Raw genomic sequence first — 15,614 nt, 5'->3', positions numbered from 1 at the left:
CGGCCATAAACAGCCCGAGATTTTTCAATACCCTAAGGTCAATCAAAATCCAAAGTCAATACTATTTTACTCAGACTTTGGCATACCCTGTCATCATGCCTTTGATCGCGCCTTGTCACCATCATCCCGCATTAGTGATTTGGTTATGCCATATGAAACTCATATGTTTTTTCATATGGTCAGGTTTCATTGAAGACGATGAATAGTGCAAAGTGACACCACGCGCCACCATCGCAACTGCTATGTTTCTACCACGAATTCCGAATGGCCAGCGGTCACGGAAACGGCGCTTGCGAAAGCCGGGTAAAGGCAACAAGGATTCAGGCTTTTCGGTACCCTGCCCCACTATTGGTTTCTATAGTGGTTTTTGGCTTTGCTTTTGATGTAAAACCGCATCACATACCCCATTTTGCCACTTGCAAGCGAGCGATGCTTGGATTATACACCCATCTAGCGGTTCGCGATTTATATGCGTTTGTTTTGGAACTTGATTACGTTTTAGCATATTTATCCCACCTTATTGTGATGGGCGCTGGGGAAATAATACCCCCAGAATCACCCCATTTTGGTTAGGCTTGAGATAAATTTTGTTAACAAAACAGATGCTTAAGCACCCCCCTAAAATAGGGGTGCGCGCGGGTGTAACAAAGAGACTGCCTCAAGCATAACGTTACATAACCCGCATAACAGATTTTCATCCCAAGCGAATATCATTATAAATACAGGCATTTAAACCTGCTTTCCAATCACATTTGCGTGACATAATGCGGGGCGGGTTTTGGGACGCTTTTGCTGCCATAAAAGCGGCATTAGGGAAAAGCGCATAAATATTACGTCAACTATGCCTCATGTCTGTATCCCTTTGGTGGAAGGCAATAGCACCATATCAGGCACAATTATTATGCTTTACACCATATGAGTTTCATATGAGATAAGACCAGCACATGACACGATAATAACGCCTGTCATACACTGTCTGACAACCGCCAATCTGCATGAATCCGGTAGACGATCACTAGTTCCTAGTCCGGTAGCGCAGCCACGAAGAATTCCCTATCGCCCACATTGGCGGCTGATCCGATGGGGCGCAGCAAAAAAGGATACAGAGATTCCATCATCCACCTTCACTAACTCGCCGGATCATCGCGAAGACACTATCAAATTGAACAATTCAGCCTGTGAGGAAATATCACATCGTCGATATATCTGCCGGCGAAATACCTTTACGGTCTGCGCCGAGATACCAAGATTGAGACCGATTGAGGTCGATGAATGTCCCTGCAGAATCATCAGCGCAACCTCGGCCTGCCTTGGGGTCAGAAAAATCCCATGGGTGCGTTCGAACGATACACGCAATTCCCTGACGCCGTGCATCTTAATACCCTCATTCTTTGGGCTCAGGTCGTGCCAGTGGCCTTCTATCAATGCTGTGACAACGGGCTGGAGAGCACGCGCGTCACGTATCATGCGGGCTGAAAATCTCCGGCCATTGGCAGTATCATTCCCAAGACAAACATGGACTGAAATATCATCACCAATCCGGTTCACAAAAACCAGCTCATCTTCCAGCTTCGCATTACCGTAATATTCTCTGAAATATCGACTGGACTGGAATTTGTCTGGCGCAACTTCGTCCAATCGAAATACATCTGATGCAATGCCTTTGGCATGAAGTTGAAAATAGGGGTCAAGCTGATAAGCAAATGGCAGATATTGTGTCTCAACATGAGAAATCGCAGTACGCGCATGACCCTGATGGTACAACAGGCTCGGCTGTTGATGGCCAAGATATGCAATAATCAGCAAATTGTCGAAAACGAACTCTGCCCGTAGCCACGCAGTGAGAACGGATTCGAAGTCAGGGTGCTGGATATGTGTGATGGCTTTAGCGAGCAGACGCGGTGCCGTACAGTGATGTCTGACCATATACCCCTCTAGTGGTATATACCCCCGAATACTGTAATGTTCAACTAAAAGCTGGAGGCCGGTGGTAAAAGGTCTTAGTCGCATTGTGATGCGCCTCCTGATGGGAGGAACGCGGCACAATGAATAATTCAGAGAATAATTCAGATAAAATTTTTTCAGATGATACCCATCTCATCCAGTCTTTTGCTGATCTAAACAACCTGAAGCAAAGCATTGGCCGCCTTGCTATTACAGGTGCGAAAGGCGTCTATGTCACCGACAGCGAAGGCAAGCGCTATTTTGACGGCATGGGTGGGCTGTGGTGCGTTAATATCGGTCATGGCAATGCCGATGTGATCGCGGCCGTAACCCGGCAACTTGAGACGCTAGACTATTTTTCAACCTTTTTCGAATTTACGCACCCGGTCGCGGCAGAGCTTGCGCGCAAATTGGCCACCCTGGCACCTGACCGGTTGAATCATGTCTATTTCTCAAATTCCGGTTCGGTAGCAAACGACACGGCCATCCGCATCCTGCACCACTACAACAATCTCAGAGGACACCCGAAGAAAAAGAAAATTCTATCACGGGTCAACGCCTATCACGGTTCGACCTATCTGGCGATCGCAATGACCACGCCAGTCTTTTCACAGGGATGGGATGCTGCGCGGGATTTGGTGCATCACATTCGGTGCCCAAAACGTGAACCAGACGAAATGAATCTCAGCGACGCCGATTTTATAGACATTCTGGCCGAGGATATGGAACAGGCCATTAGCAAAATTGGTGCCGAAAACATCGCCTGTTTCATTGCAGAACCGATCATGGGTGCCTGTGGCGTCATCATCCCGCCAGAGGGCTATCACAAACGCATGCTAGACCTCGTTCATGCCCATGACATCAAATATATATCTGACGAAGTCATCACCGCCTTTGGCCGACTAGGGCATATGTTTGCCTCGAAAGAGGTTTTTGGCATCGAGCCCGACATCATCACCACCGCCAAGGGGCTTACATCAGGCTATCAGCCGCTGGCGGCGACAATCCTATCCGATGAAATTTTCGATGTTATTTCTCAGGACGGCGCCGCGTTCTTGCATGGAATGACTTATTCCGGCCATCCTGCCGCCTGCGCTTGCGCCCTTGCCAATATCGCCGTGATGGAGCGCGAGGCCATCCCCGAGCAGGTGCGCAAAACAGGCAAGTTGTTCGAAGCCGGCATCAAATCTCTCGCCGATCTTGATCTTGTGAAGGAAGCGCGCGCAAGCCATTTCATGGCCGCGGTGGAATTCAATCGTCCCAGTGGCGCACCGGACAATATCAATATCGGCCAACTGGTTGGCGATGCGGCGCGTGCGCGTGGCCTGATCGTGCGACCCATTACCGACGCTATCGTCCTGTCGCCTCCTCTTATCCTCAGCAAAGACCAGATAGTAGAAATCCACCAGATTCTTCACGATGCCATCAACGCAGTCGCACAAAGCCAGTTTATGTTGGAGAGTTCACATGTCTAAGATACGCAAAACCGGCTGGACATTCTCCGAACATTATCTCTGGCATGACACGGGTAGCTACAGCCTTTTGACACCGCCCAGCCTGACTGTACAACCTGGCATCCACGCCGAAAACGAAGACACCAAACGACGGTTTGCAAATTTACTCGAAATATCTTCGCTTGCAGACGAAGTCATCCGGATAAAGCCGCGCGTCGCCAGTGATGATGAAATACTTCGTATTCACACCCGAGCCCATCTTGACCGTTTGGAAGCACTCTGCGCTGCTGGTGGTGGCGAGGCAGGCGATGCAACCCCCGTAGGCGTAGCCAGTTACGATATCGCCAAGCTCGCAGCTGGTGGTGTCATCGCCACCGTGGATGCGGTGATGTCGGGCGATGTTGACAATGCCTATGTTCTTTGCCGCCCACCGGGGCACCACGCCGAACCGGAACTTGTTACAGGATTCTGCCTTTTGGCCAATGGTGCCATCGGTATTGAGCATGCACGACAGGTGCACGGGGTCAAACGCATTGCTGTGGTCGATTACGACGTGCATCACGGCAATGGCTGCGAGACGATTTTCTATGACGACCCCAATATTCTGACAATCTCCGTGCATCAGGACAATCTATTTCCGCCGGATCGTGGCAAGCTGACAGAAACGGGCGGTTCCCATGCCAAGGGCGCGAATATCAACATTCCTTTGCCGCCCGGTTCGGGATCTGGCGCCTATGCCGAAGCCTTTGAACGCATCGTTCTGCCATCTCTTTACAGGTTCGAGCCTGAACTGATCTTTGTCGCATCAGGCTTTGACGCCTCGGCCATGGATCCTCTGGCTCACATGATGCTTGGCGCGGCCGACTATCGTGCCTTGGCTGGGGCGCTTCGCAAGGTCAGCGAAAAAACATGCGCTGGCCGCATAATCTTCACCCATGAAGGCGGATACGCCGCGTCGCATGTGCCCTATTGCGGCTTAGCTGTACTGGAGACGTTGAGCGGCCACCAAACAGGCATCACAGATCCTTTTGACGAATTCATCGTCGGATACGGAGGCCAGAGCCTCCAGCCCCACCAAGCTACGGTGATCGCAGAAATTGCCAGCTTGCATCAACTCGAACCATATAGGGAGCCTTTGTCATGACAAATCATTCTTCGGCGTCTCGTCGCCAATTTCTTAAAACCATCGGTGCCGGCGGTGTCGGATCCGCGGCGCTTCTAGCCTCAGCGAATACCGCCACTGCACTGGGTGGCGAACCAATTGTGATCGGTGCGCCATTGCCATTGACCGGCCTCGTGGCCGCTGACGGCATTGAGTTTCGCAACGGGCTGGAAATGGCCGTAGAGGAAATCAACGCAATTGGCGGTATTCTGGGGCATCCTCTCGAACTGGCCATCGAAGACACACAATCCCAGGGCGATGATGTGATTGCCAGTGCTGGCCAACGGTTGATAGACCGTTCCAACGCCTCGGTACTGATCTCCGGCTATAATCTTGGAAGCTCCACCGCTTTGCCAGTTGTTGCCGCAGACGCTTCGGTCATCTATATGCACGCCGATACGGTGGTCGCGCATAACGAGCTTATTAAATCCGACCCCGAGACATTCTGGGGTAGCTTCCAGTATGATCCAGCCGAGATTTACTACGGCATCGCCTACCTACAATATATGCGCAAGCTGATCGACGATGGTGATTTCAAACCGGCCAATAACAGGATCGCTGTGATTACCGGCCCGATTGCCTATTCGATCAACATCGCCAACGCAATCCGCGACGGAGCCGCCGATTATGGGTTCGAGGTCTCGCTTTTTGAAAGTGTCCAAGCACCGACCAGCGAATGGGGGCCAACCCTAGCCAAAATCCGGCAGAATCCACCTGCGATGATCGCGGTAACGCATTTCTTCCCGCAGGATCAAGCGCAGTTCATGCAGCAATTCGTGAATGATCCGACTGACAGCTTGATCTATATGCAATATGGTGCCTCGCTTGCCGCGTTCCGCGATATTGCAGGTGATGCGTCAGAAGGTGTGCTTTACGCCACCACTATCGGCGCGTTGCAGGATGAAATAGGTAATGATTTCACCGCCCGTTATCTTGATGCCTTTGGCAATAACGCATCGTCAAATGGTGGCGGTCAGACCTATTCCGCCTTATGGGCATATGCGGTGGCAGCGGCGCTTGCCGGCGGTGCTGGTCAGCCTTATGAAGAAGAACAGAACCGCAAGATCGCCGAGCGTCTTGGCAAGCTGATTTATCGAAGCCCGGTTGGCACGATCCGGATCGATCCGGAAACCCTTTCGGCCTATTCATACCCGGGCGATACCAACGACCCGTCGCTTGGTATGCCACACATATTCAGTCAGATTCAGAATAAGGCGGAAAACGGTTATATCATCGCACCCGCTCCCTATGATGTTGCCAGGTTCCAACAACCTGACTGGTCATAGACAGGGAATGTGAGCCTTGGTCGCCCCGTTACTTGAATGTCGCAATGTACGAAAGGACTATGGTGCACTGGCGGCGGTTGACGGGGTTGACCTGAGCGTGCATGCGGGCGAAACCATCGGTATTGGCGGCCCCAATGGTGCCGGCAAGACCACTTTTTTTGACCTGATTTCGGGTCTTACCCCCGCTAGTGGCGGCGATATTCTGTTTCATGGGCGATCCATTTCTCGCATTCCGGCGCATAAATTTCTGCCTATGGGCATGGCGCGTACCTTTCAGGTCTCAAGCGGCTTTACCAGCCTTACTGTGATGCAGAACATGCTGGTCTCGATCCTTTTCGGATCGGGTCTCGAGCGACCCGACCTTCGCATCCAAACCAAACATCGGCGGCGCGCGGCAGAACAGCTCGACCGTTTCAATCTCAGCCACCTAGCAGATACCGAGGTGGCCGAAATACCGGCTCTGGCGCGCAAAAAACTGATGGTGGCCACCGCCGTGGCACATGAACCCAAGCTTCTCCTGCTGGACGAACCCGTAAGCGGTTTGATGCCACCTGAGGTAGACAGCTTCATCGAGATGGTGCTGGCGCTTCGAAAATCAGGCATCTGCATCGTTTTCATCGAGCATGTCATGCGGTTCTTGATGACGGTGGCAGAACGCGCTCTGATCATGCATCAGGGAAAATTGATCTATGATGGCGCACCAGCAGGCATCGCCAGTGATGAAACAGTCAAATCCGTTTATCTTGGATCTGCGGCCGAAGAACTGCGGGAGGCAACGCAGTGACCTCTCTGCTTTCACTCCGCGGTGTATGTTCAGGCTATGGCCATCTTCAAGTATTACACGACATTGACCTTGATCTTGAAAAAGGCACCGTGGGCGCGCTGATCGGACCTAATGGCCATGGTAAATCAACCCTTCTGCGCACCATTGCAGGGTTGAACAAAACCTGGTCAGGCAAGATCACCTTTCGGAATGCACCTGTTCCGCCAACGCCTGCGGATCGTGCAGGGGCAGGCATTATTCTTGTACCGCAAGGCGATCAGCTATTTGCCGATATGACCGTTGAAGAGAACCTAATCATGGGTGGATATACGCAGTCGGACATATTGCGTCTGCGCCAATCACTTGATGCGGTCTATGCTCTTTTTCCAAAGCTGGCAGATCGACGCAAACAGCGGGCAAATTCGCTGTCCGGTGGTGAACGGCGCATGGTTGGCATTGGGCGTGGCATGATGGCCGAAGGCGATCTGATGTTGATTGACGAGCCGTCCCTTGGCCTCGCCCCACTGATCATCGAACAGATTTACGCGGCGCTGGCAGCGCTGGCAACCGAGAACCGCTCCATCCTTGTTGTTGAGGAAAACCCAAGCCGGGTGACTAACATCGGATCACAATTCTTCCTCATGGATGGTGGACAGATCGCCTGGCGCGGTGATCGGCATGAATTATCTGGCTTTGACGACATCTTGCGAACTTATCTAGGGGGCTAACGGATCATGGACGCAGTCATTCAGGTTATTCTCAGCGGACTGACACTGGGCGCGATGTATGCGCTAGGATCCATTGGCCTTGCCCTGACCTATGGCACGATGCGGATGTTCAACATGGCGCATGGGGTATTTATGACATTAGGTGCTTACTGCGCCTATACGCTGGCCGGCCAGATGGGCCTGCCACTATGGCTAAGCTTTCTGGGCGGCGTGATGTTTGCCGGTCTGGTGGCGGGGTTGATGCATCTAGCGATGGTGCGTCACATGCTGGGGACTCGGGATTTTGAGATCAATATTCTGGTGGCCACGGCGGGTGTGGGGATGTTGTTGCAAGATCTCGTGCTAAAGGCCTACGGTGCCTATCCTTTTGCGCAGCCCGTGCAGATTGAGGGGGTTTTCCGCATTCTAGGTTCATCGATTCCCTACCAGTCAGTTGCCATTTTGGTGCTTGCCGGAATCCTGTTGGGCTGTATGGGTTTGATCCTGACCAAAACAAGATTTGGCCTGTCGATCCGCGCCACTGCCATGAACCGGGAAGCTGCGCAACTGATGGGCGTACGAACCGAGCACACCTATCTGACAGTATTGTTAATGGCTGGCGCTCTGGCTGGAGCGGCGGGCGTGATGATTTCCTCGCTGTCAACGCTGTCACCCGAAATGGGAACCAACCCGGCAGTACGTGCCTTTGTCATCTGCGTGGTGGCCGGGCTAGGAAGCGTTCCGGGGGCTGGCATAGCAGCGCTTATATTGGGACTTTTCGAGGCTGTTGTTCAGTTCTATATCGGCGCGCGCTATGGCCTGCCATTGATGCTGGGGCTTGTTATCATCGTACTGATCTTCCGTCCGGCGGGACTCTTTGGCCGTCAGGAGGTGATACGGTCATGAACAGCCTGACCGCCTTGCAACGGAATCTGCTGATAGCATTGCTGTTCTTGTCTGTCATGGCCATCCTGCCGCTGATCGTCACACAACGTTATTTTCTCAGCCAAATCATCGTCTTCATGATTTGGGCTTCGGTAGCCGTGCAATGGAACGTGCTCATCGGTCATGCAGGCGTGTTTTCGTTGGCACAGATGCTGATTTTCGCAATCGGTGCCTACGGGCTGGCAATGCTAAACAGCTATTTTGATATTTCGCCTTGGGCAGCTATGCCGCTCGCGGGGCTGATAGCGGCGCTATGCGCAGCTTTCATCGGGCTCGCCTGTCTGCGTCTTGGCACGGCTTATGTGGCGCTACTGACCTTTGCCATATCCTACATGGTTTTCGTTTTAATCATCACCGAGGCCACCTGCTACACCAATGTTGGCGGCGGTTGTCAGCGTTTCTTTGGCGGGACAACGGGATTTTCGCGGCTTGACGATCTGGGTTTCCGCAAGCTCTTGCGTGGGCAGTGGATGGTAGGAAATTTCTATGTGGTTCTTGGCGTGCTGGCCGCATCGCTAATCGCCGCAATCAGCGTTATCCACGGGCGGCTTGGACTGGCATTCCTTGCATTGAGTGACAGCCGCACCTACGCGATTTCTCGCGGATTGAACCGCACCAAATTTCAATTACTAGCCTTTGTAATCACCGCCTTTTTTACCGGCCTGACTGGTGCCGCCTATGCCGCGCATTTCAAAAGTGCGGGGCCCAGCCTTTTTGACTTCTCGCTGTTAATGTTCGTGCTGGCCATGGTCATTGTTGGCGGGCTCAAATCGACCTGGGGGCCATTGGTTGGGGCTGCGGTAATGATGGTGGTTGTCGAACTAGCCAAGGATTACGGCGATATTCGCAACATGATTGTCGGTCTTGTTCTTGTGGTCTTTGTGGTTCTATTGCCATCCGGATTTGCAGGGTTTTCGCGCAAACTTCTGAAACGCCTTACAACCTCACAAAATTGAAGATTAACGCGACAGGCATAATTGCCAGCTCAGTTGGCGGATAATCTGACAACCGCCGCAAACATCTTGAACCGTCGTTCATCCGGCGTGATTAGCTGGGCTGAATGCAGCAAAAAAATTGGTAAAATTAACGTTTTGTTAAAACTTATGCATTAGGTTGAACCGAATAGTGCGGCATAGGTGCCGCCATTGGAAGATTATGATAGCAACGCGCAAATCAAACCAGGGGTTGGTTGAGCGAAGCTTACACCGCCCTTATAGCCTATTACCATCAGGCCGGTATAGCACCAGCCTGACGCCTTATGGTGCGTCTTTCTGGGCGCTGATCCTTGCTGCCTGCGGCGGCGGCGGTGGTGGACCTGCCCTTACAACGGAGGGAGCACCACCTGGCAAGGAAGGTGATGACACTGGTGGCCCCACAACATCAGGCGGAACGCAGGGGTTTGCGAGGGCTAGCGGGTCGGTTTTTGACCCGCCGGTACAAAACGCGCCTGTTTATGTCGATGCCAATGGTGATGGTGAGCTCAATCCCGATGATGGCGATGGTATCTGGGAGGAGGGCGAGGATTATCTGATTGGCCGCACCGATGCACAAGGGCGTTACAGCGGTTCTGTTCCCGACAGCCTGAAAAACAATATCCGAATAGCGCATACCAGTGCCGCGGGCGTCGTCCATAAAAACCCTGACGGTACGGATGCTGGCACCTTGCCAGAGGTTCTGAAAGCGCCCGCGAACGCCAAGGTTATTTCAGCCTTTTCGCATTCGGTTGTACAGGGTTATGCCACTGAGGCGGCGCTCAAGGAGCGTTCCCCAAATGGTTACGACCCTCTCAACCATAACGCCTGGCTGGAGGATGGCAGGCCCACCAACATCACACCGGCGGACATTGCAAAGATCAAGCAGATTGCCAAGAGTCTCACCTCAACGATCAGAAATATTGAGACAAAATTAGGAGGCCTTCAGGAGATCGTTGCTGAAATGCGCAAGCAGATTGCCATTTTGATGAAAAGGTCATTCAGCACAGCGGAGGAAGCGCCCGAAGACCCTGAACAGGGTCCGCAAGAGGAAGTGCTTGATCCGACAGAGTCAACACCGCCACCAAAAGCGTCGCCTGTGGTTCCCGCCAACGCCAGGCCAACCAGTGTGTCGTTGAGTCAGAGAACCCGTCAGGTTGAAGAGGGTGGCGATCTCCCCGGCGGCGCGCTGGCGCGGATCACGATTCAGGATGACGGCCTTGGCACGGTTGGTCTGACGCTGTCGGGGGCGGACAGCGGCCTGTTTAGATATGAGCCGGTGGCGGGTCCGGGTCAGCACGGAAAGTATGACCTTTATCTGGCATCCGGCGTCACGCTGGACCAGTTAAGTGTCGGCACCCATAGCGTAACCATTCAGGCGACCGGCAACGGCACCGGCGATAATCCTGCCCCGGTGACTTTCACGCTGACCGTGCGCAATGATCCGGATAACGATGTGGCGGTACCAGAGTTTGCCAGCACCGGCACAGTCTCGCGTTCCATCCCGGAAGGCAGCACCACCACCGGCTATACGGCGCAGGCGACAGCGACAGCGGGTACGGTGAGTTATGCCATCACTGGCGGGACGGACGGCAGGAAATTCGACATCGACGCCAGAACCGGCGTTGTGACATTCACGGCGAAATCGGATCATGACACCGCGCGCGATGCGGATCGCGACAACATCTATGAAATCGAGATTACGGCGACGGCAACGTCAACCGACGAGACAGCAACACGCAGCGCGATACAGCGTGTGACAATCACCCTGACCAACGTGAATGAGGCGACGACGGGGGTAATCGCCATCACCGCCGATGGCACGGAGCTGTCGGGAGCCGTGAATACAAACACCGTGCTGACGGTTCATGAGACAACCCCGATCGCCGATGAGGACGGGATCAAGAGCAAGACCTTTATCTGGCGTGACGGTGCCGGCACTCAGGTGGGTGAGGGCAGCAGCTTCACCCCCACATCCGCCGGCACCTATCGCGCTGTCGCCATCGTGGTTGACAATGACGATAATCAACAGGAAATCGACAGCCAGAATATGGAGGTCACCGCGCCGCCACTACAAGCACCGCCGAATATCGCGCCGACCATAAGCTCCATTCGCATCGTCCCCAGTTCGGAATCGCCGCTAACCGGTCAGCAGCTGACAGCTCACACCGAAGTCAGTAGCGAAAACAGTATTGCCGCGCAATGGATCACTTGGTATTCGGTGCGCGAGAATCCTCTAGGTGTTTCATTTTTGACTGGCACCAAAATCATTCCAAATGCACCAGGCGTCTGGCGGGCAATTCTGCACATACGGGATAATGATGGTAATGTGGAGCGATTTTTCAGCGAGCCGATTACCGTGGCCGATTCATCGCCCACCATCACCATTCGGCTACCTGCCCAACAGACACAAATCACCGAAACCGTTGGCAATGAAGTAACCCAACACATCGATACGGGCATCGCGGTGATAGTACGTGATGTCGATAACAACCTTAGTTCACTGGTGATCAAAAGCTGGCAGAAAGGACGCTGGCAGGTTGACGACCGATTTGATGTTCAAAAGGACAAACTGATTATCAAGAAAGGCAAGCAGTTTGATTATGAGAGCCAGGATAATCCAAACGGTGAAATCACCCTGTGGATCATCGCACGCGACGAAATCCACAATTCAGTTTCGCGAACAACCACCATCCAGCTGACCAATGCGGATGAACCGACAATCGTGAACGGCCTATCGATTACAGGGCTCACCAACGGATCGGTTCAAACAGGCACGTCTCTTACAGCGGTGGTTGAAGCTCATGATCCCGATGTCAACGCGCTCAACTACAGCTATGTATGGTATTATCTATATGCACAGCCAGACCAAGCCGATAGTGGGCCATTGTCCAGATCGAAATCTTTCACACCCAGTAAACCCGGAACATATGTTCTGATTGTGCTTATTCGTGACAACAATTCTAATGATTATAAATCGGCACAACAGCAATTCACGGTAACCGAGCCCGCGCTTTCAAATCCAACCCCACCACCAACTACACCACCAACTACACCAGAAACCGAGCATCCGAGCCAGAACGCCCGCTTCTACAGCACCGAGATCGGAGTATTCAAGGACAATGGTTACGTGTTTTCACTGCCGGAAACTGACGAGGATTATCACATTATCGGAACAGTGCGTTATGGCGACCATCTTGACCCTGATGAATCGGCGGGACGAACACTTTATACACTTGGCGGCAAACACCGGCACCTGTTGCGCCTCGGAAATGATGGTGTTCTCAAACTTGGCAGGGGTGTCGATCTCGATGCCGAGGGGGTGAACGGCCTTGCTGAACTGGAGTTTACTGTTTCCGCACTCTTTTGGCCCCACGACAGGGAAAACGGAACGTTGGAGTTTGCCAGGACGGCTGTCTCACGCGTTGTTATTTTTGATCCGCTCAATCCACACAGCGAACCGGACTCCGTGACACCGGCCCCGCCCTATATCGGCATTGATGGTGACCAGACCATGATTCGCGAAACTGTGGGGGACGAACGTACCGTTTCGTCGCGTCCCACGGGGATATCCGTTATCACTGGCGATCCGAATGATGATCTTGATCAAATTCGGATCGAAAGCCAGCAGGATGGACGCTGGCAGGCCGATGACCGATTTGAAGTGCGTAATGACACATTATTCGTCAAGGCCGGCAAGCAGTTCGATTATGAAGATTTGGACAATCCAAACGGCGAAATCGCACTGCGAATCACCGCAACCGATGCTGCTGGCAACAGCGTCTATCGCAACCTTACCATCCAGCTGACCAATGCGGATGAACCGATAATCGTGAACAGCCTGTCGATTACAGGGCTCAGCAATGGATCGGTTCAAACAGGCACATCTCTTACTGCAGAGATAGACGCTCATGATTCGGATGTCAGCACGCTTGAATACACATATTTGTGGCTACACGAAACCCGCACCGAGCCAGTATCCAGATCGCAATCTTTCACGCCCAGCACACCTGGAACATATGTGCTGACCGTGCTTATTCATGACAACAACTTCAATACACATGAATGGGTACGACAGGAATTCACAGTAACCGGATCTGGCACATCAAATCCAACACCATCATCCTCTGCGCCAGTAACCGAATATCCTGGACAGAATATCCGGTTTTTCAGCACCGAGACCGGCATATTCGAAGATAATGCTTACGTGTTTTCATTGCCGGAAACTGTCGATGACTATCACATTATCGGCAAAGTGCGCTATGGGGATCACCTGAACCCGAATCTATCACCCGGCTATACGCTGTATACACTTGGCGGCAAGCACAGCCACCTGCTGCGCCTTAGCAGTGAAGGCATTCTTTTCCTTGGCAGAGATGTCGATCTCGATGCCGAAGGTGTGAACGGTCTTGCTGAATTGCAATTCACCATTTCTGCGCTGTATTTTCCCAATGTCAGAGGTGCTGGCAACACAACATTTAGCAAAACCGCTGTTTCAAAAATCGTTATTTTTGACCCTCTTGATCCGGAGGATGTCAGACAGCACGCTGCCCCATCCAAACCACCACACATCACAATAAATGACGAACATCAAGCTATCATGGAAACTGTGGGTGACGAACGCACCGAACGTTCCCTCAACACCGGTATCAGAGTTTTAGTCATTGACCCAAATCATGACCTTGACCAGATCCGGGTCGAAAGCCAGCGGGATGGTGAATGGGAGGTTGATGAACGTTTTGCGCTACAGAACAATCAGCTGATCATCAGACCAGATAAACAGCTCGACTATGAGGACCCCAACAATCCGAACGGCGTGATCACCCTTCGGATCACCGCGACAGACGATGCTGGCCATAGCGTTCGGCGCATACTCACTCTCCAACTGACCAATGCCGACGACCCGGCCACCGGATCGGTGACGGTCACCGGCCCGGCGTCACCGCGGACAGGCCAGGCGCTGACGGCCACATCCCGCGCCAGCGATGATGACGGCATCGCCTCGCAACTCGTCACCTGGACCCGTGACGGCGTGCCGGTCACGGGTGATGACGGCCGGCCTGTCACCGGTAACAGCGTGACCCCGGGTGTGGGCGAGGCCGGCGAATGGCGGGCCATCTTGACCGTCACCGACAGCCTCGGCAACACGCGGAGCTTCACCAGCGATCCCGTCACCGTGACCACGCCCGCGCCGCCACCGCCCACGCCCGCAACCCGCAACCTGGCGCGGGAAATCCATGAAAACCACCCGCTGACAAAACCGATCATCGATCTGGATGGCACGGGTGTCTTCACGATGGCACCGGCGGCCGGCGCGCCCGACAATCAATTCTTCCGGGTGGACGCGGCGACGGGGAAAATCTGGTTCGTGCCTTATGATCCGGATGGCGACGGGGAACAGGACCCGGGCGACTATCACCTGCTGGATGCCGAGGATGACCGCGACGTGGGGGGCGATGGCACCTATGATTTGCGACTCACCCGCACCGCGCCCGACGGCACGGTTGAGACCATCGATCTGGCACTGACGGTGCAGGATTTGCCGGTGGTGAACGCGCATGGCGAGACGGTGGAGCGGACCGAAGCCACCCGCGGCGATTCGATCGGGATGGTATACCATTATCTGCGGATGGATTCGGAGGTTCTGAAGGAGCGCATCGCCGGGCTGATCGATGACTGGTTCCGCGACTATCGTTCCGGCCTGACGCCGCAGGAAACCGCCACGCAGACACAATATCTGAAATATCTGCTCGATGGCGAGGCTTGGTGGACACCGCCCGATGGCAGCACGCTTCATATGTCATGGTCGCTGAACACAAAGCGGTTGAACAGCCAGCAGACGATTGACGCGGCGCGGGCGAAGGTGGAACGCGCGCTGGCCGAATATGAAACATTCCTCACTATCGATTTCATTGAGGTGGCGCATAATGCCCATTCGTTGGGGGCGTTGGAGTTTTCCATCAATAAAAATTCTGGGTCTTCAGGGGGCTTTGCAAGCCTGGTCCGGTGGGGGGGCGGGGTAAGTACGGGACTAGGAATTCATATTTCAACCTATATTCATGAGATAGGGCATGTGTTGGGTCTTGCTCATCCGTTTGGCTATACGGATTCGTCTACCCATACCGGCCCGCCAAAACAGGGACATTTCGGAAAAACCCCGGATGAAGAAAATACATCAAACAGCATCATGACCTATGGTCCGGTGGAAAAAAGCACCATCACGCAGAACGACATCAACGCGCTGCAGTTCCTCTATGGCATTCCGGGGACGGATTATCACGGCCTCTATGCCGAGATTGAGGACTGGTTCGACCAGCCCGGACATGACGTTCCGATTCTGTAGCCGTGTGGTGGCGGATTTCGCCGCGGCAGAACGGGCGTC

General features: G+C 53.4%; 9 protein-coding genes. 8 read left to right on the top strand and 1 reads right to left on the bottom strand.

Annotation, left to right across the window (positions count from 1 at the left end; translation table 11 throughout):
* Window positions 1-1,140 precede the first annotated feature (1,140 nt).
* Window positions 1,141-2,010 carry a helix-turn-helix transcriptional regulator gene (locus SAR116_RS09100; protein WP_013046633.1) on the bottom strand — a complete coding sequence of 290 codons (870 nt, stop codon included), beginning with the start codon at window positions 2,008-2,010 and terminating at the stop codon, window positions 1,141-1,143.
* A 35-nt stretch (window positions 2,011-2,045) separates the two neighbouring features.
* On the opposite strand from SAR116_RS09100, the gene SAR116_RS09095 reads away from it, so the two are divergent.
* From SAR116_RS09095 to SAR116_RS09060, 8 genes are all read left to right on the top strand, one after another.
* A complete protein-coding gene (locus tag SAR116_RS09095; protein WP_013046632.1) occupies window positions 2,046-3,419 on the top strand; it encodes an aminotransferase class III-fold pyridoxal phosphate-dependent enzyme in 1,374 nt (457 codons plus the stop codon).
* Window positions 3,412-4,542, top strand: a complete 1,131-nt coding sequence (locus SAR116_RS09090) for a histone deacetylase-like amidohydrolase (RefSeq protein WP_013046631.1) — start codon at window positions 3,412-3,414, stop codon at window positions 4,540-4,542. Before SAR116_RS09095 ends, SAR116_RS09090 begins: the two co-directional genes overlap by 8 nt.
* The gene (locus tag SAR116_RS09085; protein ID WP_013046630.1) at window positions 4,539-5,846 is read left to right on the top strand and encodes an ABC transporter substrate-binding protein; all 1,308 of its coding nucleotides are present in this window, start codon (window positions 4,539-4,541) and stop codon (window positions 5,844-5,846) included. Before SAR116_RS09090 ends, SAR116_RS09085 begins: the two co-directional genes overlap by 4 nt.
* A gap of 16 nt (window positions 5,847-5,862) precedes the next feature.
* Entirely contained in the window at window positions 5,863-6,630 is a 768-nt protein-coding gene (locus SAR116_RS09080) for an ABC transporter ATP-binding protein (protein WP_013046629.1), read from the top strand.
* The gene (locus SAR116_RS09075; protein ID WP_013046628.1) at window positions 6,627-7,337 is read left to right on the top strand and encodes an ABC transporter ATP-binding protein; all 711 of its coding nucleotides are present in this window, start codon (window positions 6,627-6,629) and stop codon (window positions 7,335-7,337) included. Before SAR116_RS09080 ends, SAR116_RS09075 begins: the two co-directional genes overlap by 4 nt.
* A 6-nt stretch (window positions 7,338-7,343) precedes the next feature.
* Window positions 7,344-8,222: a branched-chain amino acid ABC transporter permease gene (locus SAR116_RS09070; RefSeq protein ID WP_013046627.1), complete on the top strand. Its 879-nt coding sequence runs from the start codon at window positions 7,344-7,346 to the stop codon at window positions 8,220-8,222.
* Window positions 8,219-9,217 (top strand): branched-chain amino acid ABC transporter permease, encoded by a 999-nt coding sequence (locus SAR116_RS09065; protein ID WP_013046626.1) that lies wholly within the window; start codon window positions 8,219-8,221, stop codon window positions 9,215-9,217. Before SAR116_RS09070 ends, SAR116_RS09065 begins: the two co-directional genes overlap by 4 nt.
* Window positions 9,218-9,416: 199 nt before the next feature.
* Window positions 9,417-15,575 (top strand): hypothetical protein, encoded by a 6,159-nt coding sequence (locus SAR116_RS09060; protein ID WP_013046625.1) that lies wholly within the window; start codon window positions 9,417-9,419, stop codon window positions 15,573-15,575.
* Window positions 15,576-15,614: the final 39 nt, after the last annotated feature.

It is taken from the genome of Candidatus Puniceispirillum marinum IMCC1322 (assembly GCF_000024465.1).
In the GTDB taxonomy this organism is placed as follows: Bacteria; Pseudomonadota; Alphaproteobacteria; order Puniceispirillales; family Puniceispirillaceae; genus Puniceispirillum; species Puniceispirillum marinum.
The sequence above is the reverse complement of the archived record's forward strand: the minus strand, read 5'-3'. Positions and strand labels throughout refer to the sequence as shown.

Bases quoted from the DNA above. Each gene is read 5' to 3' on its own strand.
- SAR116_RS09070 (WP_013046627.1), top strand. From the start codon at position 7,344: ATGGACGCAGTCATTCAGGTTATTCTCAGCGGACTGACACTGGGCGCG.
- SAR116_RS09095 (WP_013046632.1), top strand. From the start codon at position 2,046: ATGAATAATTCAGAGAATAATTCAGATAAAATTTTTTCAGATGATACC.
- SAR116_RS09085 (WP_013046630.1), top strand. From the start codon at position 4,539: ATGACAAATCATTCTTCGGCGTCTCGTCGCCAATTTCTTAAAACCATC.
- SAR116_RS09065 (WP_013046626.1), top strand. From the start codon at position 8,219: ATGAACAGCCTGACCGCCTTGCAACGGAATCTGCTGATAGCATTGCTG.
- SAR116_RS09100 (WP_013046633.1), bottom strand. From the start codon at position 2,010: ATGCGACTAAGACCTTTTACCACCGGCCTCCAGCTTTTAGTTGAACAT.
- SAR116_RS09060 (WP_013046625.1), top strand. From the start codon at position 9,417: ATGATAGCAACGCGCAAATCAAACCAGGGGTTGGTTGAGCGAAGCTTA.
- SAR116_RS09090 (WP_013046631.1), top strand. From the start codon at position 3,412: ATGTCTAAGATACGCAAAACCGGCTGGACATTCTCCGAACATTATCTC.